The sequence below is a fragment of the Dyadobacter frigoris genome, from assembly GCF_005280585.1.
In the GTDB taxonomy this organism is placed as follows: domain Bacteria; phylum Bacteroidota; class Bacteroidia; order Cytophagales; family Spirosomataceae; genus Dyadobacter; species Dyadobacter frigoris.
Window position 1 is genome coordinate 22262 of record NZ_SZVO01000024.1, and the last position, 26062, is coordinate 48323.

Sequence of the window (26062 nt, forward strand, 5' to 3'; positions counted from 1 at the left end):
GCGGGTATGAAGCCGGAAACAGGTATGCTAACAAAAGATATCATCAAAAAACTGTTGATACACAGACAGGCTTCGACAAACAAAGGCGATTATGGGCATAGTATCATTTTTGCGGGTAATACAGGCAAAATGGGTGCAGCGGTTATTGCTGCGAGGGCATGTCTGAGATCAGGGACAGGATTATTGACCGTAAATGTTCCAAAAGAAGAAAGGATGATCCTGCAAACGGCGATTCCCGAAGCGATGCTTTCATTCAGAAGTACCTCTGAATATGATTTTAGTAGATTCTCTGCTGCCGGAATAGGGCCTGGCATAGGCACGGATAAAAAATCAGATAAAATGGTTTTCGACCTTCTAGAGCACTTTAATAAACCACTTTTACTGGACGCAGATGCGCTGAATATTGTGGCTGCCCATAGAGAACTTCTAAAAAAAGTAGCTCATTCGACGATCTTTACACCGCATCCGAAGGAATTTGACAGACTTTTCGGGAAACATGACAGTGAGACAGAAAGAAGAAGTGCAGCCATAAACCTGGCAAATGAGCACAATATTGTGATAGTCTTAAAAGGCCATCAAACCTTGATAACCGCCCGGGGAATATCTTGTTTGAATACAACGGGTAACGCAGGACTCGCTAAGGGTGGCTCAGGAGATGCACTAACCGGAATAATTACTGCATTTCTTGCTCAGGGGTACGAGCCATTTATTGCTGCAAAGATCGGTGTATATCTGCACGGACTGGCTGCGGATATTGCGCTAGGCAAGCAAAGTATGGAAAGTATGCTGGTTACTGATGTTATTGATTGTTTGGGAGCAGCTTTTAATCATGTTCAGACTTCCGATTAAAACATAAGATTAATATCTGTGATAGATGCAACTTTTCAGGTTTCATATACAACACTTTCCAAACAGAAGAGGCTCACCTTTGGATTGTTGTGAATAAGGTTAGCCATGAAAAATAAAATGAATACGTCGGGTTCGGAATGAAGTCGATTTTTGAACGTATATAAATAGCAGTTAGTTCTGAAATCGGGTTCCGTCAGTCATTTAATTCTATCTGGCTGCAACTGTAAAGTTGAAAATAATATAATCAAAAAATATGGAAGCGAATATTGAAATTGAACAACAAAACAGCCAAACTGTTGCAACTGAATTGTTAAAACTTTTGGCGGACGAGTATGTCCTGTATACCAAAACCCGAAATGCGTACTGGAATATGGAGGATAATCATTTTTATGAACGCGAAAAACTTTTTGATGAGCAGGCGAATCAGCTGAGCGCGATCATTGACAGCATTGCCAAAAGGATACGCACAATGGAACATTACGCGCCTGCTTCGCTAAAATATTTTCTTGAAATCACGCATTTAGCAGAAGTTGCGCCGGATCAGAATGACAGTATGAGTTATGTAAAACAATTGCTCTCCGATCACGACAGTATGATTATTCATTGCCGGGAAAATACGCATCGTTTTACAAGTGAATTCAAGGACGCATCAGCCAGTGATTTCGCCACTGACTTGCTGGAAAAACATGAGAATATGGCCTTTATTTTAAGATCTCATTTGAAATAGTTCAAGCAGCATCTGATTACAAATTTAGAAAATGAAGAAATTACAAAGTAAAGTAGTTTTTATCACTGGGGGCAACTCAGGTATCGGTAAAGCAGCAGCTATTGAAGCGGCAAAAGAAGGTGCAACGGTCGTGATAGCCGACCTTGCTGGCAGCGACCACAAACAAACCATGCAGGAAATATCGGATCTTGATGCGTCGTGCCTATTTGTGCCTATCGATGTTTCTGATGTAGAAAGTGTCAAATCTGCAATCAATGCAACGGTTGAAAGGTTCGGCAGACTGGATGTGGCCTTCAACAATGCCGGGGTTGGTGCTCCCTATTCGGGAATCCATGATATGCCCGAAGAGGTTTGGGACCGGGTGATTTCTATTAATTTGACAGGGCAGTTCTACTGTGTAAAATATGAGTTGCAGCAGTTTCTAAAACAGGGCGGAGGTGTGATTGTAAACATGTCATCCCTGGGCGGACTGAAAGCTGAGCACGGTTTGGTACCCTATACCGCCGCCAAACATGGGGTGATGGGACTTACCAAAAACATCGCTGTGCAGTATGCCACCCAAAATATAAGGGCCAATGCGATCTGTCCCTATTATATAGAAACACCTTTGTTAAGCGCAGCACCCGCGGAAGTACACGCGGCCTGGATACAGGGATCGCCAGCCAAAAGGCTCGGGAAAGTATCAGAAGTTGCCAAAGCATTTATCTACCTGGCTAGTGATGACTCCAGTTATTGCAACGGAACGCAGATCATCCTGGATGGCGGGGTAATGGCTTAAAAAACAATTGAAACACAAGTTTATAGCTAAGAAAATGTCACAAATAATTGTAGTTTCCTTTACACAGGAAGCAAAAGCGATTCAGGCCCTGGATAGGCTTAGTGAGTTGGAATCCTTCGGGGAGATCACCATGTATGAAAAAACTATGATCCGCAAAAAAGAAAACGGGCAGTATGAGATACTTAGTCAGGATGGTTTCCAGGGATGGCAAACGCTGACGGGTATGGCAGTCGGAAGTTTGTTTGGAATAGTGGCAGGGCCTTTGGGTTTTGTGATCGGCTTGTATACCGGTGGAGCAATCGGTATGGTCTCTGAGATCCGCGAAGACAATTTTGAAGCAGACTTTATATCAAAACTGGAAAGCGGTGTAAGTGCCGGTACGGTTTCCATTATTGCCGAGGTGGACGACGACAGCGAAACTTCTGTCGATCAGGCGATGAAAAAACTGGGTGTTACGGTGATCAGAAGTGATGTTGATTTCGCATTTGGTCATTATGTCAATGAGAAATTAGATGAGCTCGACGATGAGATCGCAGCCGGCAGAGCGGAACTGAAAAAATCGGCAGGGGAAGTAAAGCAAAAAGCCGAAGAAAAAATAGCCTCATTGAAAAAGACAAGAAAGCTCAAAATTGCTGCCTGTGAAAAGAAAGGAAAGAGTACGCTTATTAAAATTGAAGATAAAACACAGGAAATTGCCGGTGATATCAAAACCAATATCGAGGCTTTTGGGGCGCATGTCAGCGAAAGTGTCAGACATGCTGAGGTTAATCTGATCAAAAGACGGATTTCGAGGCATGAAGACAAGCTTACCAAATTAAACCTGCAGCTGATTGAAGCACTGCTTTGAAATCTTTCACAATAAGCCATTTAACATCACATTTTTTAAAATATAACCAAAATGAAAAATTCAAAAAGTATCCTTTTTGCAGCATGTCTGTTTGCCATTACATTTGTTACAAGCTGTGGTGATGCGTCCAAAAAGGACATGAAAGACGCCAATGAAAACCTGAAAGAGGCTAATGAAGATATCAAAGACGCTGCCGTAGATGCCAATGATGCCGCAAAATTAAAAGCCAAATCAGATTGGGAGAATTTTAAAATGGAGTCCGACAGCGAGATTGTTGCGATGAAAAAGCAAACTACGACGTTCAAAGAAAAAATTGAAAAAGCCAACAAAAAGGAAAAGGTGAAGCTCACTGCTGACCTGAAAAAGGTGGAGGGAAAGCTGGACATACAAAAAGAAAAACTGGAAGCAAAAAACAAGGAATTTGAGGCAGGTATTGACAAGTTTGACGCTTCTGTCGAAACTAAAAATGAATCTTTCAAAAGAGAATTCAAACATGATATGAATGAACTTGGCACCGCTGCAAAAGATCTGTTTAAAGATAATGTGAAGTAATTTAAGGGTATAAAAAATCAAAAAATACAACCATGGAAACATCACCCGTTTTTACGCAGGCACCTTACAACATCAAACCCGGCTGGATATCCTTTCTGCTGGGAGCATTATTCATCCTGATCGGGATCTGGGTACTGATTACACCGGCAGAAAGTTACCTGGCATTGTCGGTTATATTCAGCGTTACCTTTATGGCAAACGGGATTTTTGAGATCTTTTCAGCTGCTTCCAGCGAGAAGTCGAGCAGTCGTGGCTGGGTACTGGCCGGAGGTATTTTTGATCTTCTTCTGGTATCATGCTAATCACCAATCCGCTGATAACGGCTCAGGTACTGCCATTTTACGTTGGCTTTGGACTGATGTTCCGTTCGATGATGGCCATTGGCGTTTCCTTTCAATTCAGTGGAATCAAGGGGTGGGGCTGGCTATTATTTTTAGGGATTGGCGGTTTGATTTTTTCATTTATGCTGCTTCGTAATCCTGTGTTCGCAGGCATGACCATCGTAACTTTTACGGGCTTGGCATTTCTTGTCATCGGTATTTTCAGGCTGGTACTGGCATTCAAATTCAAATGATAACCGTGTTATGATTAACCTTCCAAATCCATTCGTTCGCGCCGATCCGGAGCGCAGTGAAACGAGCGATTATAAAGCGTTGTCACTACCAACAACCATGCGCGCAATGGTGATGGAAAAGCAGGGAGAACCACTCGTCAGCAAAACCCTGCCGCTTCCAATGCCTTCCCGGCATCAGGTACTGGTAAAAATTATTGCCTGCGGGGTTTGCCGGACGGATCTGCACATCATGGACAGTGAGCTGCAACATCCGAAGCTGCCATTGATTCCGGGGCATGAAATTATCGGAACCGTTGTGAAAACAGGCAGTGATGTTTCGATGTTAAAACCGGGAGACCTGGTAGGTATTCCCTGGCTGGGTTACACCTGCGGGTACTGCCGGTATTGTTTGAAAGACCAGGAAAACCTTTGTGAAAATGCACTTTTTACGGGTTACACCATGGACGGCGGTTTTGCGGAATATACCGTGGCTTTTGAAAATTTCTGTTTTAAAATCGATCCCGTATATGCCAATGCGTCAGGAGCACCCCTGATGTGTGCAGGACTGATCGGATACCGTTCCTACAATATGACAGGAAAGCACGCTGAAAATATAGGGATCTATGGCTTTGGTGCAGCAGCCCATATACTCACGCAGGTTGCCAATTACCAGGGAAAGAAAATTTATGCTTTCACCAGAGATGGCGATCTAAAAGCGCAATCATTTGCGATGGACCTTGGTGCTGTTTGGTCGGGAAATTCCAGTTCCCTGCTTCCTATACCATTGGATGCATCCATTATTTTTGCCCCGGCAGGTGAGCTGATCCCAAAAGCCCTCCGGGATGTAGACAAGGGTGGGAGCGTGGTTTGCGGCGGAATACACATGAGTGATATTCCTTCATTTCCCTACGAAATTCTTTGGGAAGAAAGGACATTACGCTCCGTTGCCAACCTGACCCGCAAAGATGCCAGTGAATTTTTAGCGCTGGCTTCAAAAGTGAAAATTAAAACCCAGACCACTTTATGTGATCTGGAAAAAGCCAATGAGGCAATTGCTGATCTTCTTAGCGGCAGCATACAGGGAGCGGCGGTATTGGTGATGTAAATTGTTTCATTTGTTTCCCCATTATCATTCTTAAAATAACGCTTTCAAAATATACCCTGATGAACACTTTGTCACTCCATTTACAGATTCTCTGGCTGTTTTTTCTGGCAATACCCATTGCCTGTGTCGCCTGGACAGTAACCCACGAAGAGGTTTTCCGGGAACCCAGGGAATATTGCGTGAAAAGGAGCATTTCTGGTAAAACGATATTGGAACGTAAATTCTTCTATCTGTTTACCTGTGAATATTGTTTCAGTCATTACGTAACACTCTTTTTTATTTTATTAACCGATTATCATTTATTGATGACAGACTGGAAAGGCTACCTGATAGCAGGTTTTTCACTGGTATGGATCGCTAATATTTACATGAGTTTGTTTGGCCTGATCCGTCAGGATATTAAATGGGAAAAGACCGAAATTAAATCGCTGGAACAGCGGCGGGATCACCCACAAACGAATTAATTTAAAACAGTGATTAATACAACTCTTAGCCGGAAGTATGTAAGTTATCGGCCCTGAGTTTACTGACCTTTACCTAAGTATTAACAGAATTAACTAAACTACAAAGATTATGAAAACCAACGAAGATTTGCAGAAAGATGTTCAGGATGCGATCAAATGGGAACCCTTATTGAAAGCTGCCGAAATAGGCGTTACCGTAAAAGATGGCGTTGTGACGCTTTCGGGAACTGTCGATAGTTACGCGAAAAAATTAGAAGCGGAAGCTGCTGCTAAAAAAGTTTCAGGCGTAAAAGTAGTGGTTGAACAAATTGAGATCAAAACATATAGCAACCTTTACGACCGTGATGATAACGATCTGGCCAATGAAGTGTTGAATGCATACAAATGGAACTGGGAAATCCCCAACGACAAAGTAAAGGTAAAAGTTGAAAATGGCTGGATTACCCTGGAGGGCGAACTTAGCTGGAATTATCAGAGAGAAGCTGCTAAAAGACTCATTAAAAACCTTATAGGTATCAAGGGCGTAACCAACCTGATCACGATCAAATCGGAAACGCATGATGAGATCGAGAAAATGGGTATCGAGAGCGCATTAACACGTAACTGGTCGATCAGAGAACAGGATATTCATGTAAAAGTGGATGGCACAAAGGTGACCTTAACCGGAAATGTTGAATCCTGGTATCAGAAAGAAGAAGCCGGCCGTATCGCCTGGAATGCTCCCGGAGTTGTGACCGTAGACAACGAGCTGCTTGTGGAATATGATTATTCGCTTGTGGATTAAGAAACATAAAGCGGAAGGGCAAGCTCTTCCGCTTTTACATATTTAAACCAATAAACATCAGCCATTATGTTTTACAATGAATACAGTTTCTGGGGCATGCACCTATTCTGGTGGATTGTCTGGATGATTATGCTTTTCTGGATTTTTGCCACGCCTTATGATATTCCGGGCCAGAGAAGAACCAAAGATTCTCCGCTTGATATCCTGCAAAAAAGATTTGCAGCCGGGAAAATAACCAATACGGAATATCAGGAAGCAAAAATGATCCTGACAAATGATTTGGTAAGATAAATCCCATTTGAGTCAAAAAAACTTCATTAACTTGAAAATCAGCCCTTTTGCAGGAAAACCTGCCGAGCCCTGGATGTTAACCAACATTGCAGGGCTTGTTGCCGCGTATTATACAGGAATTCCGGACGCGGAAAATCCGGAAGAGAGCGTTGTTTTCGGAACCTCCGGTCACAGGGGAACTTCGCTGAAAAACACGTTTAACGAATGGCATATTCTGGCTATTTGCCAGGCGATTTGTTTGTTCCGTGTCACGCAAAACACGGACGGACCTTTGTTTATGGGCATGGATACCCATGCTTTGTCAGTTCCGGCATTTTCTACGGCTCTGGAAGTTCTGGCGGCCAACGGCGTGCAGGTCATGATTTCGAAGGACGATGAGTTTACACCGACACCAGCCGTTTCACATGCCATTCTCACCTACAATAAAGGGCGCAGTTCGGGTTTTGCAGACGGAATCATTATCACCCCGTCACACAACCCACCTGGTGACGGCGGATTTAAATACAATCCGCCAAGCGGAGGACCGGCACCGGGAACCGCAACGGCATGGATCGAAAATAAGGCAAACGAAATTCTCCGTACTAGACTGACAGGTGTAAAAAGGATCTCTCTTGACCGGGCTCTGCATATTTCTTCCACGCATCGTTATGATTATCTGAACACATACGTAGCTGATTTGCATAACATTATCGACATGAAGTCCATTTCCGGTTCGGGGTTGAAAGTCGGGGTCGATGCGCTGGGTGGGGCCGGTATGCATTACTGGGAACCGATCGCCAAAAGATATGGTCTGGATCTGACAGTGTATCATCAGACGGCAGATCCTACCTTTGCTTTTATGCCTGTCGACTGGGACGGTCAGATCCGCATGGATCCTTCCTCTGCTTACGCCATGCAAAACCTGATCGCATTAAAAGACAAATTCGACATTTCAGTTGCCTGTGATACGGATTACGACCGCCATGGAATTGTTGCCGGCAAGTCGGGACTTTTGCCTCCGAACCATTATTTGTCGGTGATGATCGACTATCTTTTTCAGCACAGACCGCAATGGCCTGCAAAATTTATGGTGGGAAAAACGGTGGTGAGCAGCCAGATGATAGACCGGGTTTCGGCAAGGCTTGGCAGAAAAGTTTACGAAGTCCCGGTTGGTTTTAAATGGTATGCGGATGGGTTGCTGGACGGTTCCCTTGGCTTTTGCGGCGAAGAAAGTGCCGGAGCATCGTTCGCAAGGATGAATGGCGAAGTTTGGACAACCGACAAGGATGGAATGATCGCTGCGCTGTTATCTGCTGAAATTCTGGCCATTACAAAACAAGATCCCGGAGACATTTATGAGAAACTAAGCACAGAACTTGGGACGTCTCATTATGACCGTATCGAAGCAGCCGCGACCACTGCTCAAAAACAGTTGCTGGGTCAGATTTCGGCTGATCAGTTTGAGCAGAAGCAGCTGGCGGGTGAAAGCATCACCTCCATCATTACCCATGCACCGGGCAACGGCGCTTCTATTGGCGGCCTAAAAGTGAGCATAGAAAACGGCTGGTTTGCCGCACGCCCATCAGGAACCGAGGAAATCTATAAAATCTACGCAGAAAGCTTTGCAAGTGAGGCGCATTTGAAGCGGATTATGGTGGAGGCGCAGGGGATGGTGGATGAGAGGATTGGGGATTAAATCTCAACCAACACACGTAGACATCCATTCAGTAGCGTTATCACCTTTTGACCCTTTCATCATTTTTGTTACATCTTCACAATCTTGTAAGTCTGAACATCGTAATTTGTTTCTTTAATTTTCAACAGATACATACCCGGTGTTAAGTGAGAAATATTAACCACGGTCATGTTTTCCTTAATGTCCCCTGCTTGCAGTAATTTTCCATCCATATAAAATAGTTGGTAACCGCAGTTTTTGGAAGGAGCTTTTGTCAGCCTGATCATGATTTGGTCCGTCGCTGGATTGGGGTATGTCGAAACGACATTTGATAAATCATTTAATTTTATGGAAGCAATTTTTGAATAAGCAAAAGTTTGGTCCTTATCTGTTTGTTTCAGTCGGTAATAAGAAATCCCCGCGAGTGGTTCTGCATCTATTACCTGGTAATTTGAGATTTGACTTTTATTTCCATTGCCCGGCACTGTTTTTATGCCGTAAAATTTCTTTGCGTTAGCGGAGCGCTCGACGGTAAAAAAATCATTATTGGTCTCCGAAGCAGTACTCCACGAAAGCTGAACCTGATTTTCGGTTGTCAATGCCGCTTTGAAATAGATCAGCGTAACAGGCAATGGAAGGCTGATTTCAGAGGGCTGTTGAACGCCCTCGATCAGGGAGATACCCGAAACTTTGTTGGCCTGGTCGAACACCTGGCCGATGGAATAACTGACGGTATTACCTTCCGCTGATGAGCCCATTCCACCGGCTGAGTTGATACTATTTTGTGCAAATGCCTGGGAAATAAGAGTGCTTGTTAAAAAAACAGCTGTGAGGGTAAAGGCTTTTTTCATGGATGATTTTTATAAGGGTAGAAATTTTTCTAAAAATAATGTAGAATAATGTGTAAATGTAGATTATAAATGCGAACATTTGCGAAGTAAAATGTATACCTTCTATATTTATCCAATTAAAAATTCTACTCAACTGCATGAAAAATCTTTCCTTATTACTTTTGCTCCTGCTTACCGGTGCGAATCTGTTCGCTCAGGCGCCAGATGCAATTAATTATCAGGCCGTTGTACGCAACAGCACAGATCAGCTCGTGGCAAATACGGCTATGGGTGTGCAAGTCACCATTCTTCAGGGCAGCGCATCTGGAACCGTAACATATAGAGAAACCTTCTCCCTTTCCAGTAACGCAAACGGGCTGATCAGTTTTGCCATTGGTACCGGAACTTCTACGAGCGGAACTTACACCGCTATCGACTGGTCATTAAAACCTTATTATATTCAAATTGCACTGGATTTGCTGGGTGGAACCAGCTATCTGCCTTACAGTACTTCGGAGCTGCACAGCGTCCCTTATGCACTGCAGGCCAAAACAGCAGAATCACTCACGAAGCCATTAACGGGAGGCAGCGGTATCACCATCGAAAACGATCAGGTAAAACTGACCGACGGCCTGGCCGGGCTTAATCATGTAAAAGTATGGGAAGGCACTTCCTGGGTCAATAAGGCAATATCGGTAACTTCCGGGTCATCGGGTGGAAACCAGCCATTTTCGATAAGAAATCCTTTTTTGGCAATGAACTATCAGATTTCGTTATACGGTATTTATCCATCAAGAAATGGAGCCGATCCCTTTTATGGCGAAGTGATGTTGTTTGCAGGTAATTTTGAGGTGAATGGTTTTGCCTTCTGTGATGGAAGATTGCTAAACCTACAACAAAACACTGTCTTATACGCTGTGCTGGGTACTTCCTACGGTGGAAATGGGATTAATACTTTTGCACTTCCCGATCTCCGCGGGCGTTCTGCGATACACTACGGCCAGGGTCCATATTTGAATCGTTACGAAATAGGCGAATCGGGTGGTAAGGAAAATATAACGTTGTTACCAGGAAATATGCCCAGTCACAGTCATTCGGCGGTTGTCACATTTACAGCACCCTGATCATCCGTCAATATTTTATCCTGTCTGTTTAATTTCGCCGGCAGCAAGCATTTTTACATTTTATTCATGTGCAAAAATTTATACCTGCTGGTTCTCCTGCTGGCGTCATCCGTCAGTGCCCAGACCAGCCAACAATATTTTGCTGCGGGCACAAGGGCCTATACACTATTACATCCCAGGATTATCAGCCAGAAAACCACTGCTAAACCTGTACTGGTGGCTGTTATTGATGATGCATTCAGCCTTACGCACAATGCCCTTTCAGGATATTATTTTACCAACGTAAAAGAGATCAGGAATAACCTGCAAGATGATGATCGGAATGGATACACGGATGACTTTCAGGGCTGGGATATGGCAGACGGCGACGGCAAGGTAAGTCTTCCGGCAGATAAAGCCAGTGCCAATTTTCTGCACGGCAGTATGATTGCCGGTGTTATCATCCGTACTGCCGAACAGACCCTGGGGAAAGTACGCGCCAGAAAGAACCTGCGTATTTTACCTATTAAAGTGATTTCAGACGCAGCCAGCATTGGAAACTATGATCTGGGCTATGAAGGAATGAAATATGCGGTTGACATGGGAGCCGATATCATCTGCCTTCCGTGGAGCGGTGGAAGTTTTGATCAAAAATATCTGGCTTATTTTGAGCTGGCCAGGCAAAAAGGTATTCTCATTCTGGCCTCCTCCGGTAATTTTTCCTCTGAAACCGTGCAGAAACCCGGCGGTTTGCCTGGCGTGCACATGGTCTCGGCCATTGATACCATTTTTATAAAATTGCCTTCTGCGAATTATAGCAGAGAAGTTGATCTGTCGGCGGTCGGGCAGACTGTTTTGGCGCCTTATGCTGCTAACGATTCGCTGTATATGTATCTGGAAAAAACTTCCGCTGCGGTAGCTTTGGTAACAGGCTGTGCGGCTGTCATTAAATCATTGAGCCCGAAAATGTCACCGGAAGAAATCATGGCGCTGCTGCAAAATACGGCCACCAATATCGATAAAGCCAACCCGGATTACCTGGGCAAGCTCGGCAGCGGCGTACCTGATATGAGCCGCGTAGTAGATTACTTGTCTGAAAAAAATAAAAAAATGACGGATTATTTTGATCCCGAAAGGGCAAATGGATCTGTGCTGATCAGTAAAAACGAGGGTGCATCAAACTGGAAATTCGACATGGCTAGGAAAGACGTAGAAATGGTTTTCTCGTTGACGGGTGATACCCGAAATCTCACTTCTCAATTTTTGGACTTTACAGACATTGATAAGAAATCGATAAAAAAAATATCGATTATTGAGTTCCCGGATGAACTTCGGATCCAAAGTGGCAATTTCAGTGTCCGTCTGAACGGCAAGTTACCTACCAGTCCGATACTGCTGAATTACTATACGATCCCAAAAGATTCTGCCACGCTCTATTGCCGTGAAATCGTAGCACTCAATGATAGCACCGGAACCTTCGAAGATGGCAGTGGTGAGGCAAATTATACGGGTAATTGCAGCTGTAAGTGGCAGATCACCGTTGCGCAGGGAAAAAATATTAGGCTAGACTTTACTCAGTTTGCGCTGGAGGACATAAAGGACAATGTTCTTATCTTTAAAGGCAACGGAACCCAGCAGGAAAATATGATGGCCCGGTTCAGCGGTGACAAGCTTCCGCCTTCTCTGGTGATTGACGGAAACCAGGTATTGGTCTGGTTTATTACCGATAGGAATCATCATGACAAAGGTTTCAAAATAAATTACCAGGCTACCGATGCCAGCCCGGGTGTGGTGCAATAGGGCTGGCGAAAATTTCTTTTGAATTTTTCGGTGGAAAACTGGTGTGTTGATTTATTCGTTTTGTATCAGGGCGTATGGAATAGGGGCAGCGACAATGCAGGCGGAGGCGCACGCCCATCAGGAACCGAGCAAATCTATAAAATTTATGCAGAAAGCTTTGAAAGTGAGGCGCATTTGATGCAGATTCTGGCGGAGGCACAGGGAATGGTTGATGAGAGGATTGGGGATGGGTGATTTAGATTTTTTGTTTTTATGGATCGTTTACATATTTCTGCAAATGTTTTTTGAAACTGATTGGTGAAGTGAGAGGTTTTTACGATAAAATTTGGTTTTTTGTTGTTGAAATGGGAACTGGGAGGGCCTTGCCAAGAAAGAGAATTGGTAGCACAAAACTTCAATAAATTTTTATTTCCTTCAGTGTTATCAGCCAGATTGAGTTATGTTCAGCTATTTTTCGAAAAATTCTTGTTAGTAGCAGCCAATTTAGGTAATTGTTTTTTTACGTCGTTTAAATAATATTTCCCAATTTCTGCTATAAAATGCCCAAGGTCAGCGTGTTTAATGCTTACTTCAAAATTTTTAGCCTTGCTGTCTTTAAAGTTCCAAAAAGTCCAAAGTCTTCGTCTGAGTCTAAAGAAAAATTGGCGTGTGCTAAAGAATTTCGAAGCAGTCGTAGAAAATTTAAAGTGTCAATACTTTGGTCTGATAGTGGATTGAATTTGAATTTTTGTCTTGTCGAAAACGGAAAGTCTGTTTTACTTTTTTCCCAAATTTCCTTTGGAATAACCATTAGTCCGTACATTAAAAAAATTATTGTACCTTGGTTTTTTGTGTGATAAAAATTAAAGTTGTTAAGCTTTTGATCGACAAGAAAGTCTTTAAAAAATTCCGCGATTGTCTTGTTGGGATTTTTTTCAAGTTGCTCTTCAAATTGAAACAGAAATTGTCCGTTGAACCAAGTCCATAGCGGTATGTCATTTCTTTCTTTTTCCATATTTTTGGATAACTTAGTTTTGGTTTTTACCAACGTTTTGCCGCTTAGTAAAGAAGTGTATTTTGAAGCCGAAACGTTCAAAAATCACTAAATTTTGTAAAAATCGATAACTTTTGATTTATCACTAATTCCACCAACTGCGAACTCGATGTTAGCTGCGTTTCACATTATTTGTAATATTGATTTGAGTTGGTTCAAAATACTTTCAGATAATTCCACATCATCCTTGGAAACAAAAAGTTCGCTTCCGTGAATTATGCTATTTCTAAAAGAAATTAACTTAATGAGATTGTTTCTTAAATTATAGTCAATCTTTTCTTCCTTAAATAAAATGTTTACCAATTTAGATTTTGCTATTCTTCTCCTAAATGTATCATAATCTTGCAGATCATTGTTGGAAAATGCTGTTCCGTATTTTTCGAGTATATATTCAATTTGATTATAGTTTTTAAGGAAATCTTCCAAACTTCCCTTTTTATCAGATTCGTTTTTTGAAGTAAGTTCTCTTAACCTGTTACTTGCTAATTCTAAACTATTAGGATTGAGTATTTTAATTACAAAAGTGATTATTAGAATTAAATTTGTAATAATTGTCGGCAAACTTAGAGTATGTTTTGAATCAGTTGGCTTGTGTGTCGGGCAAAACCAAATGTGCTAAATGTGCGGTTGGTTTTTCTGTCTTGTCTGTATTTCTGTTCATTTTATTCTGTCGGTTAATGTTAGTATTGTCTATAGTCATAGGGTGACGCATAACAGTGTAATATGCGAAAGTTTTGTAGTACTTTTTGTGATTATTTAGATCTTACGTATAATTAAACTAAAAATACCAATAATCCCACATCATCATTTTCTTCGCCATAATCCCAAAAGGCCGGATTCCACAATTATCTACCCAACTTCCCGCAGCCACATCCAACCAGTGATTTATACAACTTATCCCACCCGGCATATAACACTCCCTGTGCTTGGGATTTCCATCTTTGTAGCGTAAATAGAGTTGTTCAATGCTGAAAAAATGGTTTTACAAGAGGCTTGCAGAGGGGAAGATTGGGCGAAAGCTTTCGCAGGTCACCCTGTTTACAGGAAAATTTCCCTTCCGGTTTCGAAACAAAAGAATTTCTGGCTACTTTCATTCCAAAGGAAAATTTGAATCGTTATGAGCCTTACCCGATTTTTTGAATCACAATCTTTTGCACCTGAGGACGCTGCGTGCCTGGCTTCCATCTTTAAATTGGAGCAGGTTTTTAAAGGACAAAAAATTCTTGAACCGGACAATCATGGTAAAAAAGTTTACTATGTTGAGACGGGGCTTTTGCGTACCTATTATTTGAAAGACGGAAAGGATATTACCCACTACTTTTTTGAGGAAAATACCTTCACGTTGCCGCTGGAAAGCATTTTCTACAACCGCCCTTCGCCTTACGGACTGGAAGCGCTGGAACCCGGCACTGTACTTTCCGTATCATATCATGAAATCGAAAAAATGGCTGAAACGTATCCGGCTTTGCAGAAAGTGATCAGTTTTCTGCTGATCGATGTGCTGCGGTCATTTTCCGACAGGTTGCATTCTATTCAGTTTCAGTCGGCCCAGGAGCGGTACAAAACGATTGAAGTGCATCAGTCTGGCTTGTTGTTACGTGCCAATCTGGGCCATATTGCCTCTTATATTGGCATCACACAGCAGACATTGAGTGTTTTGAGGGCGCAGCGCTGAGAAAAAAATATTTTACCCTTTTTTCATTTTTTAATCTAGCTTAAAAGAAAACTCCTTCGTTGCCCCGAGCTTTGCATGGTTATTGAAAAAATCGTTCTAACAGCCCGGATTATGGATCATACACAGCATCATATTTTTGTAACCGACGAAACGGGGATTGCCGAATCTTACCAGAACGCAAAAAATCGCCTGGTTCAGCATCCGGACGATCATGTTTCGCTGCTCTTTTTTGCTGAAAATAACGACGCGCTTTTTTCAAGAGAAATGACGATTTTACATAACCATTTCCCTGAACGCTTTCTTGTATACGACGAGTTGCTGAGCACATTACATCCGGGTGTGCTGCCACAGGAAACGCTGGAATCGGTGATCAATGAAAATACGAGAGACGAAATGTCTTTTTTCATAACAGGAGAAACCGGGTTTAGAGATTTGATCCGCCGGTCCCTGGTTTTTCTGGGCATAGATACGCAGCGGATCGCCAGTCGGGATAATCAATCGTTGACATTATAAGAATCAGCCAGATACTTAATTTATCCATATTATGAAACATATTCAGCTTTATACATTTGCGCTGGCTGCGCTTACGGTTGCTTCCTGCAACAAGGGGCCAAAGGATGGCTCGGAAGCACCTGTTAATTCCATTGCCGTCGTGACGTCTACTGTCGAAAACCGGAAATCCGACCGCGAGATATCGATCAGCGGAAACATCGAAGGCGAAAAAACGGTCCGCCTGGGTTTTATGGTCGCAGGAAAGATCAGTTACATCGCTGCCAACGAAGGCCAGAAAATAAACAAAGGGCAATTGATTTCCAGTCTGGAACCTACCAATTATGCAATTGGAAAAGAAATTGCCGATGTGCAGGTGGCGCAGGTGGCGGATGAATACGAGCGGCTGAAAATCATGTACGACCGCAAAAGCATCAGCGAAAGTGACTTTACGAAAATCAGCCACGGGCTCGATCAGGCAAAAGCACAGCAGAAATTACAGGCAAAAAATCTGTCGGATACCAAATTGTACAGTCCCATCAGCGGGGTTTTGTTAAAGAGAAATGCCGAGGTAGGGGAGATCACCGGAAGCGGTACTCCGCTGTTTGTCGTGTCTGATATCCGTACGGTGAAGGCTAATGCGTATATCCCGGAAAGTGAATTGCAGAATATCAAGATCGGTCAGGAAGCGACGGTGCTGGTGTCGTCCCTGAATGAAACATTTAAAGGAAAAATAACCGAAGTAGGCTCAGCTGCCGATCCTTCGTCAAGGGCCTTTACGGTGAAAATTACGATCAACAATCCCAAACTGATTATCAGGCCGGGAATGATTGCAGAAGCCAGGATCAATTCCGGTGCGAAAAGCGAGTTTCTGGCCATACCCACCGAAGCGGTATTGAGAAATCTCAACAATGAAAACATCGTGTACGTGGTGGATAAGACTAAAAATAAGGCTTTTGAAAGAAAAGTAAGTTTGGGGCAGCTGACCGACAACTACATCGAAATTCTGTCCGGGCTCAGTCCGGGCGATGTGATCGTAACCGCAGGACAAAATAAACTGACCGACGGCGCAGACATAACGGTAACCAAATAAATGAAACGGTACCCAATCACCCAAAACCTGCAAACTGAAATCGCATGAATTTTGTAGAAGCATCATTAAAATACAAACAGGTCACCCTTTCGGTGCTGCTGTTGTTGTTCGCGGTTGGCGTCAATTCGCTGTTGAATATGCCGCGGCGCGAGGACCCTAAAATCACGATCCGGCAGGGTCTGGTTATCGCCTATTTTCCCGGAGCCAATTCGGCCCAGGTGGAAGATCAGGTGACCAAAAAACTGGAACAATATCTGTTTCAATATTCAGAAGTTAACAAGGCCAAAACCTATTCTACCACGTCCGACGGCATGGTGGTGGTGAATGTAGAACTTGGCGAGCAGGTAAAAGAGCCGGATATTTTCTGGAGTAAACTGCGGCATCAGTTACTGATCTCAAAACAAATGGACCTTCCGGCTGGTGTAAAAGGGCCGGTTGTCAACTCGGATTTTGGCGATACGGAGGCGCTGGTGATCGGCGTGGAAAGTAATGCATCCAGTTATCTTCAGTTGAAAGATTATACCAAAAAACTCGAAGACGCGATACGAACCGTTCCTGCCACCTCCAAGGTGAAAAGAATCGGCGAGCAGAAAGAACAGATCGTGATCAGCTCCAATTCGGAGAAACTTTCGCAATATGGTCTGAGTCTGAGCCAGGTGATCAAAGTGCTGCAAAGCCAGAACGCCATTAACGCAACAGGTGATATTAAAACCGAGAACAGCCAGACGCCGCTGTACACCGACGGATATTACAATTCGGAAAGTGAAATTGCCAACCAGATCGTGGGCAGTTCCAAAACAGGACAGACGATCCGCCTGGGGGATGTGGCCACTTTGACAAGAACCTACAATGACCCCACCAGCAAAACGACCGTCAACGGCAACAAGGCCATGATCCTGTCGGTGCAGATGCAGGAAGGAAACAACATTGTACAGTTTGGCGATGAAGTACAGAAGAAGGTGGCCGAGGTTAAAAAACTGCTGCCGGATGATGTCAAACTGACCACCATCGTCAACCAGCCGCAAATGGTGGATTCGAATATCACCCACTTTATAAGGGAATTTTTTCTGGCTATCATTTCAGTGGTAGTGGTCGTGATTTTGCTGCTGCCATTCCGGATCGCAGCCGTTGCCGCCATGGCCATACCGATGACGGTCGCCATTACTTTTGCGCTGATGAATGCCTTTGGCATTGAACTACACCAGGTTTCGCTGGCCGCACTGATCGTCGTTCTGGGTATGGTCGTGGATGATGCCATTGTCATTGCCGACAATTACGTGGAGCTTTTGGATGAAGGTATAGACCGGTGGACGGCGGCCTGGCGCAGTGCGAGCGACCTGGTTATTCCTGTGCTTGCTGCCACCGTGACGATCATCGCCTCTTTTGCGCCGATGGTTTTGCTTACCGGGACAGTCGGTGAATTTATTCATGCTTTGCCCGTGACCGTTGCCATTGCGCTGAGTTCGTCTTTTATCGTTGCGATGGTGCTCACCCCGCTTTTGTGTTACACATTTATAAAAAAAGGATTGCATGATCACAGCGACGCAGCGGCTGATAAAAAGAAAAAGGAAAGTTTGCTGGATAAAATGCAGACAGGTTATAATGCCGCGCTGGGCTGGTGTGTACGACATCCGAAAACAACGGTGATCGCCAGTTTGAGCACGATACTTGTTGCAGGGCTACTTTATACCAAAGGTATTAAACAACAATTTTTCCCGGCAGCAGAACGAAACCAGCTTGTGGTAGAACTCTGGATGCCGACCGGAACAAAGATGAACCGTACCGGTCAGTCTATTGCCAAGGTGGAAAAAATGGTAAAGGCCGATAAACGGGTGACTTCCTATGCAACATTTGTCGGGACCAGTGCCCCGCGTTTTTATTACAATTTTTCACCCGAGGTACCGGTTCAGAATTACGCCCAGATCCTGATTAATACCGAAACGGAAGAAACGACTGATGAGCTGGCTGAGGAGCTTTCGCACGTGGTGGATAACCTCGTTCCGGAAGGGGTAGTACAGGTAAAACTCATGCAGCAGGGGCAGTCGCTGAAAGCACCGGTGGAGGTGAGGATTATCGGGGAAGATATCAACCGGCTGAAACAGATCGCGGCACAGGTGGCGGAGGTTATTAAAAAAGCCAAAGGAAACCGGCTGGTCCGCAATGATTTCCGTGAAGATTATTATGGTATCGCCATCCAGCTGAAAAACGACGCGAGCCGTCTTGGTTTTACCACCACCAGCATCGCAAGTTCGGTGTATGTGGGTTTTGCCGGTGCGCCGGTGGCGACCATGTACGAAGGAAACGAGCCGGTGGATATTGTTTTGAGACTGGATGAAAAAAACCGCCGTTCTACCGACGATCTTGAAAATACGTATCTCGAATCTCCCGTGACCGGCGCCAGTGTGCCGCTCAGGCAGGTAGCCGATATTGTGCCGCAATGGTTTACCGGAAAGATCATGCACAGAAACGGTGTCCGTACGCTGACGGTCCAGTCCGAAACACAGCCCGGCACGCTGCCTTCTCAGCTGCTGAAAGAAATTCAGCCCGAAATTGCCAAACTCACACTTCCGGCGGGATACCAGATCCAGTACGGCGGGGAGTATGCCAACAAACAGGAAACGTTCAGTCAGATGATCAAGGTTTTGGGCGTGAGCCTGGTGCTGATATTTCTGGTGCTTCTGCTGCAATTCCGGAATCTGAAAGAAGTCGCCATTATCATGCTGACGATCCCGCTGAGCCTTTTTGGCGCCTTGTTCGGCCTGTATATTACGGGAAACAATTTCAGCTTTACGGCCTTTGTCGGGCTGATCAGCCTGTCGGGGATCGTCGTGCGGAATGCCATCATCCTGATCGACCACACCAACGAACTGATCAGGCACCACGGCATGGATATACCCACTGCCGCAGTGGAATCCGGTAAAAGACGTCTTCGTCCGATCTTCCTGACCGCCATGGCAGCGGCAATCGGTGTGCTTCCGATGATCATTTCCGGCTCGCCCATGTGGAGCCCGCTTGCGAGCGTGATTGCCGTGGGGGTGATATGGAGTATGGTGATGGCACTGCTGACCGTGCCAGTACTTTACATCGGCTGGATGAAACCGTCGGACAAGGAGGGATTAGTGAAAAATAGCTTAATGACAGAGCAACATGAAATTTAAGAACATACATTTATCTGGCTTTCTGGCTGGGGCACTGCTTCTTTTTGCCGGAAATATAATGGCTCAGCAAACACCGTTGAGTCTGGATCAGGCCATTGATAAAGCCCTGCAAAACAATAAATTATACAGTGTAAAATCCTTGCAGCTGGACGAAAAGCGGTCCAGGGTCAAGGAGGACCGGATCAAGGCTTACCCGGCAGTTTCTGTCAGCTCGACCTACCAGTACAATGCTAGTATCGGCCAGCTTTCCATTCCGCAGGGGGCACTGGGCGTAATCCCGTTGCCGGCAGGAAATGTGGCCTTACCGAACAATGAACTGAATTTTGATCTCGGACAGCATCAGACTTTCAATGCGGGCGCGACGATCTATCAGCCGATCTCCCAGCTGAGCAAGATCCGCACCGGCGTGGAAGTTGCGAAAACGGATGTGGAAATTGCTGACCGTGAGAAAATCAAGGTGTCGCTGCAAATTCGCCAGGCGGTGGAAAAGCTGTATTACGGCATACTGATCACACAGAAACAGCAGGAAGAGGCACGTGCCAAAATGGAGCTGGCCAGGATGAAATTTTACGATGTGGAAAGCGGTAAATTATCAGGTAAAACCATTGAATCCAACGAGTCCGGTTTGCAGGCCAATATTGCCGACGAAGAACAGAATCTTCTGAAACTGGAAATCCAGCAGGAGGACTACCTGGCCGATCTGAGCCGGCTGACCGGTTTGGAACCGGGGCAGATTAGTCTTGAAAATGTATCACTCACGCCCGTAGAAGCGACCAGAACACTGGAAGATTACAAAACCGGAGCGATGGAAAATAACGTGGATATCCAGCTGGCCGAGCTTGGTAAATCAAAAAGTGAACTTGGCGTGAAAGCAGGGAAATTGAGCTACCGGCCGGATATTGGCGTATTTGCCGGCTATAACTTCCAAAAGGGAAATATTATTTTTCCGCAGAACAACCCCTTCGTCGGCGCCAGTCTGAAATGGAATGTGCAGGATATTTTCAGTAACAAAGAGGTGATCCGGCAGCGGTACCTGGTTTCGCAGCAGGAGCAGGTACTTTTGTCCGATAAAAAAGATGAAGTAAACAACAGCGTAGAAAAGGCCTACCGAAAGATCCGCCAGGCACAGTCGCTCATCGCGGTTGCCGAACGTGCCTATACGTACCGCCAGCAGGAACTGAAAGTGCAGCTCGACAGAAAGTTCGCCGGCCTGAACACCGAATCCGATGTACTGAACACGAAATCGCTGCTGGCCAAATCTGAAGCTGATCTGTTCGCCGCTCAACTGGGTTACCGGCTGGCCGTTTCGGATCTGAGGATATTGACGGAGCGGTTTTGAGGGGGTTGGGATTGGAAGGCAGGAAGTCGGAAGTGGCTTCCTGTTTTTGTATCATTTATCAATCTTTGAATACTGCCTTTTTCTACCAATCAGTCGTCCATTCTTTTTCATAAATTCAGCATTGATTTTGCTCGCTTCACTTTTAGTTAGCCAGGAACAATTCTCTGGATAGAATCCTTTACTCTTATCCAGCCGACTAAATGTCATATTAGGATCCATTTGCTCTCCTACATCATTTCTGAATTTTTTGAAATCACGCCAGGATTCGCACATTGTGATATTTGGAATATGGTCTTTGGAGCGAGGATTCAAGGCAGTCTTAATATTACTCCAAGCTCTGTATACCTTAGTCTTGACATAGCTTTCACCAGGTTTTGATGGAGTTTGTACATCGATTCTTCCCGACAGTATCCTCCTAGCAGCAGCAAAAACTGAAATATTTCTCGATTTTGCCAAATACTCTGAGGCTTCCTTTACACTTACAAATCGAAAATCGTCTACGATTGTAGGTCTTTTATTTGAACCACCACTTACACCGCCTTTCGAAATATTGTAACCGTATGGAATTAAGGTGTTGAGTTTACTAATCCATTCAATTTCTCGTTTTTCTAAATCTTTTTTTGTTGTTCCAAAATCAATTTCTTCAATAGAGAAATTTTCTGAGCCGAATTTTCTTATAGCTGCGTGGAGTGAATCAGTATTTAACCTGTTGGGTGAAATTAAGTGATTTGAATTTTGATGTTATTTGTGCTTCTATTCATTACGTATTTAACGTGAATTCGGTTTAAGCAATAGTTAAAGAAAGTTGATTTACTTTAACTTCTTCAATATTAAGTGAAGGCTTTTTAGGAAAGAAGCAATAGGCAATCAGGGCACCAAGTATGTTCATAATGAAGTTATTAACAGATCTATGCCGGGTATGTTCTATCTGGCATAGGTTCTTTAATTCATCGTTTATGGTTTCAATAATAGCTCGTTTTCTAAGTAAAAGCTTGTCTTTCAGCTCCATAATATGACCTTTCATGTTCTTACGAACCTTCGTAATTAGCTGCATTCCGTCAGCAAATAACATCTCCCATAGCGCCTTTGACAAATAACCCTTGTCAGCATAAATTTTGCCAAAAAGTTGCTCAGTAAGCTTTTTAATGTGCTTTGGGTTCCGGTCATCGACATTACCTTTGGTCAAATAGAAAGAAAGTAATTCTCCCTTTTCATTGCAAACCAAATGCAGCTTGAAACCAAAAAACCACCCCATTGAGGACTTACCTCTTGCAGCTAAGGTTTTAAATACTTTATGGTTATGAATTCTCTGATTTCTGCAAACTTTTAATGTGGTACTGTCCATAAAGCTTATTCCTGTACATTTACCAAGGCCTTTCTCTTTCAAAAATAAAGCCATCACGACAAAATAACGACTTTGCACCTCAACAAAACGATTATAAGACAAGTTGTTAGGAAATAAATCTGCCCAATGATCTTGTACAATTTGTTGGTAATAATGTTTAAATGTTTTGTGTGCTCCCAAGTGAAAACAAATCAAAATGGTTAGAATTTCTGAATCAGACATGGATAAACACCTGTTTCTATATCGTTTTTCTCCACTTACTTGAACTTGCTTTAATTCTTTAATGCGCAGATCAAATTCCTTGCAAAAATCGTCTACGGTACAAAATATTTCAGTAACTTTATCCTTTGAAAACATGGGAATATATAGGTTAAATATTTGAATGTCAGATACTTAAATATACAAATATTTTCCCTGTTTTCATAACATATAAACCAAATTCTTATCCCGAATTCAGGTTATTTATTAATATATTGAATCGAATTCAAAGCAGTAATTTTTGCAATAATTCTTGTTCTAAAACCATCAAAACTTTTAGCGTAATTTCTCCTGATCATAAACTGATCACATAATTGAGAAAAAAGCGTTTCTATTCTTTTTCTGGTTTTTCTGAAGACATATGCCTGTTTTTTATATTTCTTCTGATTACTTCTCATTGGTGTTTCCAGGCGAATATTAACTGATTCAAATAAGTCTAATTGCTGTTGATTTGATATGTATCCACGATCACCAAGTATCACTGCATCAGACAGTTGCAGTTTAACATCTTTTAAATATGCTATGTCATGAACATTGGCTTTGGTAATGTCAATTGAGCTAAAAACACCCGACATTGTGCATACTGCATGCAGTTTGTATCCATAGAACCAGGTATTTTGAGATGCACAAAACCCCTTTTCAGGAGCAGTTTCAAAATTTTCTTTACAAATTTTAACTCTTTTATGCCTTGCTATTTTGCAAATTTCTAATGGCATTGAATCAATTATAAAATAATCCTCAAATTCAATAAAATTACGGCTTAAACCTGTTCGTAGTCGCTCAGTAAAATCCAACAATTTTCGACGGCGCTTATTAAATTGGCTTCTTTCCAAAAGATTGTCAATCGAACCCAAAGGAATCATTTGAAAAAGTAGATTTTCGCTGTCTATGGACATATACTCAGCTGTCAAACTTAATGCAACTACTTGCAAATCAGTCATCTTTGGCTTCCTTCCAGTTTTACGTACAATTGAAGCAATATTCAAAGACTCAAGTGTTTCAAGAATTTTGTGGTAATTATTTACTAATTTTGACATGCATATTGGGGTTTGTTTGGCGACTTTAATATACTGAAATTCAGTATATTAACCCAATATACATTCTTCTTTTTTATGTCTATTCTATTTCACCCAACGGGTTAATTTATACTTGCCGGTGTAGTTAATTTTAAATAAACATTGATAGTCATAATGACTGGTTAAAAAAAAGTGCCACTGTGATTATATTAATTTGCGTATATTTTTGTATATGAATAAATTGGATCCGTTTTATACGTATTACGGCCTACTTTATAGCTGGCAATGGGATGCTTTTAAAACAAGGGCATTTATAAAAGTGTTTACACTTAAAATACGGTTCAAAAAGTGTTGGGAAGTAGAATATGTTAAGCCACCGCTTTGTTCAGGAATCTATAGCTATACGGAGCAGAAAATCTACAATCAATGAAACGTGACTGATTACAAATTACACGTTCACTTTTGAAGGGTGCACGAACCTTAATTTATGCCAGCCTTTTCATGTCTAAAAAATGCATAAGAGTAAGATAGCCAAAAACTATCACTTATTTCAGTAGCATACGGTATCTGAAAGTTATCAAATTGATCAAGAATAAAATAGCAGAATTGTCAGCCATTTTTGCCAAATTGCGTGCTCTCAACTTTTTTTATTATCACTCTGAATAATTCTCATAAGGCAGATGAAGAGTTATTTTCCGGCCTGAAGCTGGGAGACAGGGATGCATTTGCCCAGTTATATAAGAAATACTGGCGACGGTTGTTCGACTCGGCTTACAAGCGCCTTCTTTTACGGGAAGAATGTGAAGAAATGATACAGGAATTGTTTGTGGATCTGTGGACCAGACGAAACACGTTAATTTTAAGTGTTTCACTGGAAGCTTATCTTTTTGGCGCACTCCGGTATAGCATTTACAATCTGATCCGTTCGCGCAAAATAAAAGAGGCTTATCTTGATCATCTTCTGCATACACCTGCTGTCGGGCATAATTACATTGAAGATCAGCTTTACTATGAAGAACTGGCAGAAGCGTTGCAAAAAAGTATAGAAAAGCTTCCTGAAAAATTTCGCAGAGTATATATCCTTAGCCGACGCGAAAACCTGTGTTACAAAGAAATAGCTGTACAATTGAACATTCCCATAGACACCGTGGAGAAACACATGGGAAAGGCCTTGAAAATACTGAGGGAAGATCTGAAAGATTTTGCATTAGTTCTTTTGATACTGGCAAATCTCCACTGAAATGGTCAGTTACTAAAATATTTAAAGAAAATTCCGGCGGAATAGAGTCCGCAATGTTACTGTTAATTAGAAAGAGAAGTTAGACGAACAAATGGAAAAGGACCGATTGCTGTATTTGCTGGAACAAGAAAAGAAGGGTCGTTGCTCGGCTGAGGAAGCGGAAGAGCTGGAAAGCTGGTATAACTCCGGTGATCAGCGATCTGATTTCACATCTATACTTTCAGAAAATGCTTTGAACGCAATGGAAACCAGAGTTTTTGCTAAAATCCAGGACGAAATTGAGCAGGAAAAGAAGGTTGAAATTTCTTTTGGCAGACGCTTTTATTTAGGATATACGAGAATTGCTGCATCTGTTTTGGTTTTGCTCATTGCCGGACTTGGTATATACTACTTTCTCAATCCTTCGACCCAAACGGAAAGAACCGCTTATGGGGAAACCAGGAAGGTATTTTTACCCGACGGATCAGAAGTGACTTTGAATGGAAATTCTCAGATAACATATCAAACCGACTGGCAGAAAAAAGGAATAAGGGAAGTTAATCTTTCCGGCGAGGCTTATTTTAAAGTAATCCATACCAAAGATCACAGGAAATTCCGGGTCCGGACAAACCCTGATTTTAGTCTGGATGTGTTGGGAACGCAGTTTAATGTGGCATCCAGAAAAAGCGGAACGCGCGTGGTATTGAACGAAGGAAGAGTGCGGTGTAATCTGAGTGATGCAGGGGGCGATACGCTGATTCTGAAACCGGGGGAAATGATGCAATTCACTGAAAAACCGGTACAATTTGTGCGTAAAAAAGTTGAAATCTCAACGTATTCGGCCTGGAAGGACCACAAACTTATTTTTAAAAATTCTTCTTTAAAGGAAATTTCAGTCATGCTGGAAGAAACCTATGGCCTCAAAATGAAGACCGGAAATCCGGAGTTACTGGAAAGGCAGATCTCCGGGTCGGTACCCACAGCTAACATGGAAGTTCTTCTGCTGGGAATTGCCGAGGCTTCATCGGTTACAATTCAAAAGGACGGCGACCAGCTTATCATTGCTGACAGAATAAAGTAAAAGAACCTGTTTATGTTAT

28 protein-coding genes are annotated in these 26062 nt (G+C 43.0%); 22 read left to right on the forward strand and 6 right to left on the reverse strand.

What is annotated here, in order from left to right:
• Positions 1-6 precede the first annotated feature (6 nt).
• The 12 genes from FDK13_RS32105 to pgm all read left to right on the forward strand — a co-directional run bounded on the left by FDK13_RS32105 (position 7) and on the right by pgm (position 8625).
• Positions 7-849, forward strand: coding sequence for an NAD(P)H-hydrate dehydratase (locus FDK13_RS32105; protein WP_137344120.1), 843 nt, complete (start codon positions 7-9; stop codon positions 847-849).
• 253 nt (positions 850-1102) lie between these two features.
• Positions 1103-1576 carry a Dps family protein gene (locus FDK13_RS32110; protein ID WP_137344121.1) on the forward strand — a complete coding sequence of 158 codons (474 nt, stop codon included), beginning with the start codon at positions 1103-1105 and terminating at the stop codon, positions 1574-1576.
• A 31-nt stretch (positions 1577-1607) separates the two neighbouring features.
• A complete protein-coding gene (locus FDK13_RS32115; protein ID WP_137344122.1) occupies positions 1608-2354 on the forward strand; it encodes an SDR family NAD(P)-dependent oxidoreductase in 747 nt (248 codons plus the stop codon).
• Positions 2355-2388: 34 nt separating this feature from the next.
• Positions 2389-3201 carry a DUF1269 domain-containing protein gene (locus FDK13_RS32120; RefSeq protein ID WP_137344123.1) on the forward strand — a complete coding sequence of 271 codons (813 nt, stop codon included), beginning with the start codon at positions 2389-2391 and terminating at the stop codon, positions 3199-3201.
• 51 nt (positions 3202-3252) lie between these two features.
• Positions 3253-3753, forward strand: a complete 501-nt coding sequence (locus FDK13_RS35750) for a hypothetical protein (RefSeq protein WP_181956157.1) — start codon at positions 3253-3255, stop codon at positions 3751-3753.
• Between the two features lie 32 nt (positions 3754-3785).
• Positions 3786-4055, forward strand: a complete 270-nt coding sequence (locus tag FDK13_RS32130; protein WP_137344124.1) for a DUF308 domain-containing protein — start codon at positions 3786-3788, stop codon at positions 4053-4055.
• The gene (locus tag FDK13_RS32135) at positions 4049-4327 is read left to right on the forward strand and encodes a DUF308 domain-containing protein (protein WP_137344125.1); all 279 of its coding nucleotides are present in this window, start codon (positions 4049-4051) and stop codon (positions 4325-4327) included. The genes FDK13_RS32130 and FDK13_RS32135 overlap by 7 nt, the downstream gene beginning before the upstream one ends.
• A 10-nt stretch (positions 4328-4337) precedes the next feature.
• Positions 4338-5411, forward strand: a complete 1074-nt coding sequence (locus tag FDK13_RS32140) for a zinc-dependent alcohol dehydrogenase family protein (protein ID WP_220417479.1) — start codon at positions 4338-4340, stop codon at positions 5409-5411.
• 59 nt (positions 5412-5470) lie between these two features.
• Entirely contained in the window at positions 5471-5875 is a 405-nt protein-coding gene (locus tag FDK13_RS32145) for a hypothetical protein (RefSeq protein WP_229216310.1), read from the forward strand.
• 109 nt (positions 5876-5984) lie between these two features.
• On the forward strand, positions 5985-6659 hold the full coding sequence (locus tag FDK13_RS32150; RefSeq protein WP_137344126.1) for a BON domain-containing protein: 675 nt from the start codon (positions 5985-5987) through the stop codon (positions 6657-6659).
• Positions 6660-6725: 66 nt separating this feature from the next.
• Complete coding sequence (locus FDK13_RS32155; RefSeq protein WP_137344127.1) at positions 6726-6950, forward strand: SHOCT domain-containing protein; 225 nt, start codon at positions 6726-6728, stop codon at positions 6948-6950.
• Positions 6951-6981: 31 nt separating this feature from the next.
• Positions 6982-8625, forward strand: a complete 1644-nt coding sequence (gene pgm / locus FDK13_RS32160) for a phosphoglucomutase (alpha-D-glucose-1,6-bisphosphate-dependent) (RefSeq protein WP_137344128.1) — start codon at positions 6982-6984, stop codon at positions 8623-8625.
• Between the two features lie 68 nt (positions 8626-8693).
• On the opposite strand, the gene FDK13_RS32165 is transcribed toward pgm, so the two are convergent.
• Positions 8694-9455 carry a T9SS type A sorting domain-containing protein gene (locus FDK13_RS32165; RefSeq protein WP_137344129.1) on the reverse strand — a complete coding sequence of 254 codons (762 nt, stop codon included), beginning with the start codon at positions 9453-9455 and terminating at the stop codon, positions 8694-8696.
• A gap of 137 nt (positions 9456-9592) precedes the next feature.
• Between FDK13_RS32165 and FDK13_RS35755 the strand changes: the two genes are divergently transcribed.
• The 3 genes from FDK13_RS35755 to FDK13_RS32180 all read left to right on the forward strand — a co-directional run bounded on the left by FDK13_RS35755 (position 9593) and on the right by FDK13_RS32180 (position 12571).
• Positions 9593-10558, forward strand: coding sequence for a phage tail protein (locus FDK13_RS35755; RefSeq protein ID WP_137344130.1), 966 nt, complete (start codon positions 9593-9595; stop codon positions 10556-10558).
• A 66-nt stretch (positions 10559-10624) separates the two neighbouring features.
• On the forward strand, positions 10625-12337 hold the full coding sequence (locus FDK13_RS32175) for a S8 family serine peptidase (protein WP_137344131.1): 1713 nt from the start codon (positions 10625-10627) through the stop codon (positions 12335-12337).
• 18 nt (positions 12338-12355) lie between these two features.
• Positions 12356-12571, forward strand: a complete 216-nt coding sequence (locus FDK13_RS32180) for a hypothetical protein (RefSeq protein ID WP_137344132.1) — start codon at positions 12356-12358, stop codon at positions 12569-12571.
• 331 nt (positions 12572-12902) lie between these two features.
• Here FDK13_RS32180 and FDK13_RS32185 read toward each other — a convergent pair whose 3' ends face one another.
• Both FDK13_RS32185 and FDK13_RS32190 read right to left on the reverse strand, forming a co-directional pair.
• Positions 12903-13331 (reverse strand): HEPN family nuclease, encoded by a 429-nt coding sequence (locus tag FDK13_RS32185; protein ID WP_137344133.1) that lies wholly within the window; start codon positions 13329-13331, stop codon positions 12903-12905.
• Positions 13332-13493: 162 nt separating this feature from the next.
• Complete coding sequence (locus tag FDK13_RS32190; protein WP_137344134.1) at positions 13494-13931, reverse strand: hypothetical protein; 438 nt, start codon at positions 13929-13931, stop codon at positions 13494-13496.
• Positions 13932-14487: 556 nt separating this feature from the next.
• Between FDK13_RS32190 and FDK13_RS32195 the strand changes: the two genes are divergently transcribed.
• The 5 genes from FDK13_RS32195 to FDK13_RS32215 all read left to right on the forward strand — a co-directional run bounded on the left by FDK13_RS32195 (position 14488) and on the right by FDK13_RS32215 (position 21124).
• Entirely contained in the window at positions 14488-15045 is a 558-nt protein-coding gene (locus tag FDK13_RS32195; RefSeq protein WP_137344135.1) for a Crp/Fnr family transcriptional regulator, read from the forward strand.
• Between the two features lie 111 nt (positions 15046-15156).
• Positions 15157-15558, forward strand: a complete 402-nt coding sequence (locus FDK13_RS32200) for a hypothetical protein (RefSeq protein WP_137344136.1) — start codon at positions 15157-15159, stop codon at positions 15556-15558.
• Between the two features lie 31 nt (positions 15559-15589).
• Positions 15590-16627: an efflux RND transporter periplasmic adaptor subunit gene (locus tag FDK13_RS32205; protein WP_137344137.1), complete on the forward strand. Its 1038-nt coding sequence runs from the start codon at positions 15590-15592 to the stop codon at positions 16625-16627.
• Positions 16628-16671: 44 nt separating this feature from the next.
• On the forward strand, positions 16672-19785 hold the full coding sequence (locus tag FDK13_RS32210; protein ID WP_137344138.1) for an efflux RND transporter permease subunit: 3114 nt from the start codon (positions 16672-16674) through the stop codon (positions 19783-19785).
• Positions 19775-21124, forward strand: coding sequence for a TolC family protein (locus FDK13_RS32215; RefSeq protein ID WP_137344139.1), 1350 nt, complete (start codon positions 19775-19777; stop codon positions 21122-21124). Before FDK13_RS32210 ends, FDK13_RS32215 begins: the two co-directional genes overlap by 11 nt.
• A gap of 51 nt (positions 21125-21175) precedes the next feature.
• On the opposite strand, the gene FDK13_RS32220 is transcribed toward FDK13_RS32215, so the two are convergent.
• The 3 genes from FDK13_RS32220 to FDK13_RS32230 form a co-directional block, all read right to left on the reverse strand.
• Positions 21176-21580 (reverse strand): hypothetical protein, encoded by a 405-nt coding sequence (locus FDK13_RS32220; RefSeq protein ID WP_137344140.1) that lies wholly within the window; start codon positions 21578-21580, stop codon positions 21176-21178.
• Between the two features lie 328 nt (positions 21581-21908).
• The gene (locus tag FDK13_RS32225) at positions 21909-22826 is read right to left on the reverse strand and encodes an IS982 family transposase (protein ID WP_137344141.1); all 918 of its coding nucleotides are present in this window, start codon (positions 22824-22826) and stop codon (positions 21909-21911) included.
• 101 nt (positions 22827-22927) lie between these two features.
• Positions 22928-23764 carry an IS982 family transposase gene (locus FDK13_RS32230; protein WP_137344142.1) on the reverse strand — a complete coding sequence of 279 codons (837 nt, stop codon included), beginning with the start codon at positions 23762-23764 and terminating at the stop codon, positions 22928-22930.
• 610 nt (positions 23765-24374) lie between these two features.
• On the opposite strand from FDK13_RS32230, the gene FDK13_RS32235 reads away from it, so the two are divergent.
• On the forward strand, positions 24375-24983 hold the full coding sequence (locus tag FDK13_RS32235; protein ID WP_170982972.1) for an RNA polymerase sigma-70 factor: 609 nt from the start codon (positions 24375-24377) through the stop codon (positions 24981-24983).
• 91 nt (positions 24984-25074) lie between these two features.
• Entirely contained in the window at positions 25075-26043 is a 969-nt protein-coding gene (locus FDK13_RS32240; protein WP_137344144.1) for a FecR family protein, read from the forward strand.
• Positions 26044-26062: the final 19 nt, after the last annotated feature.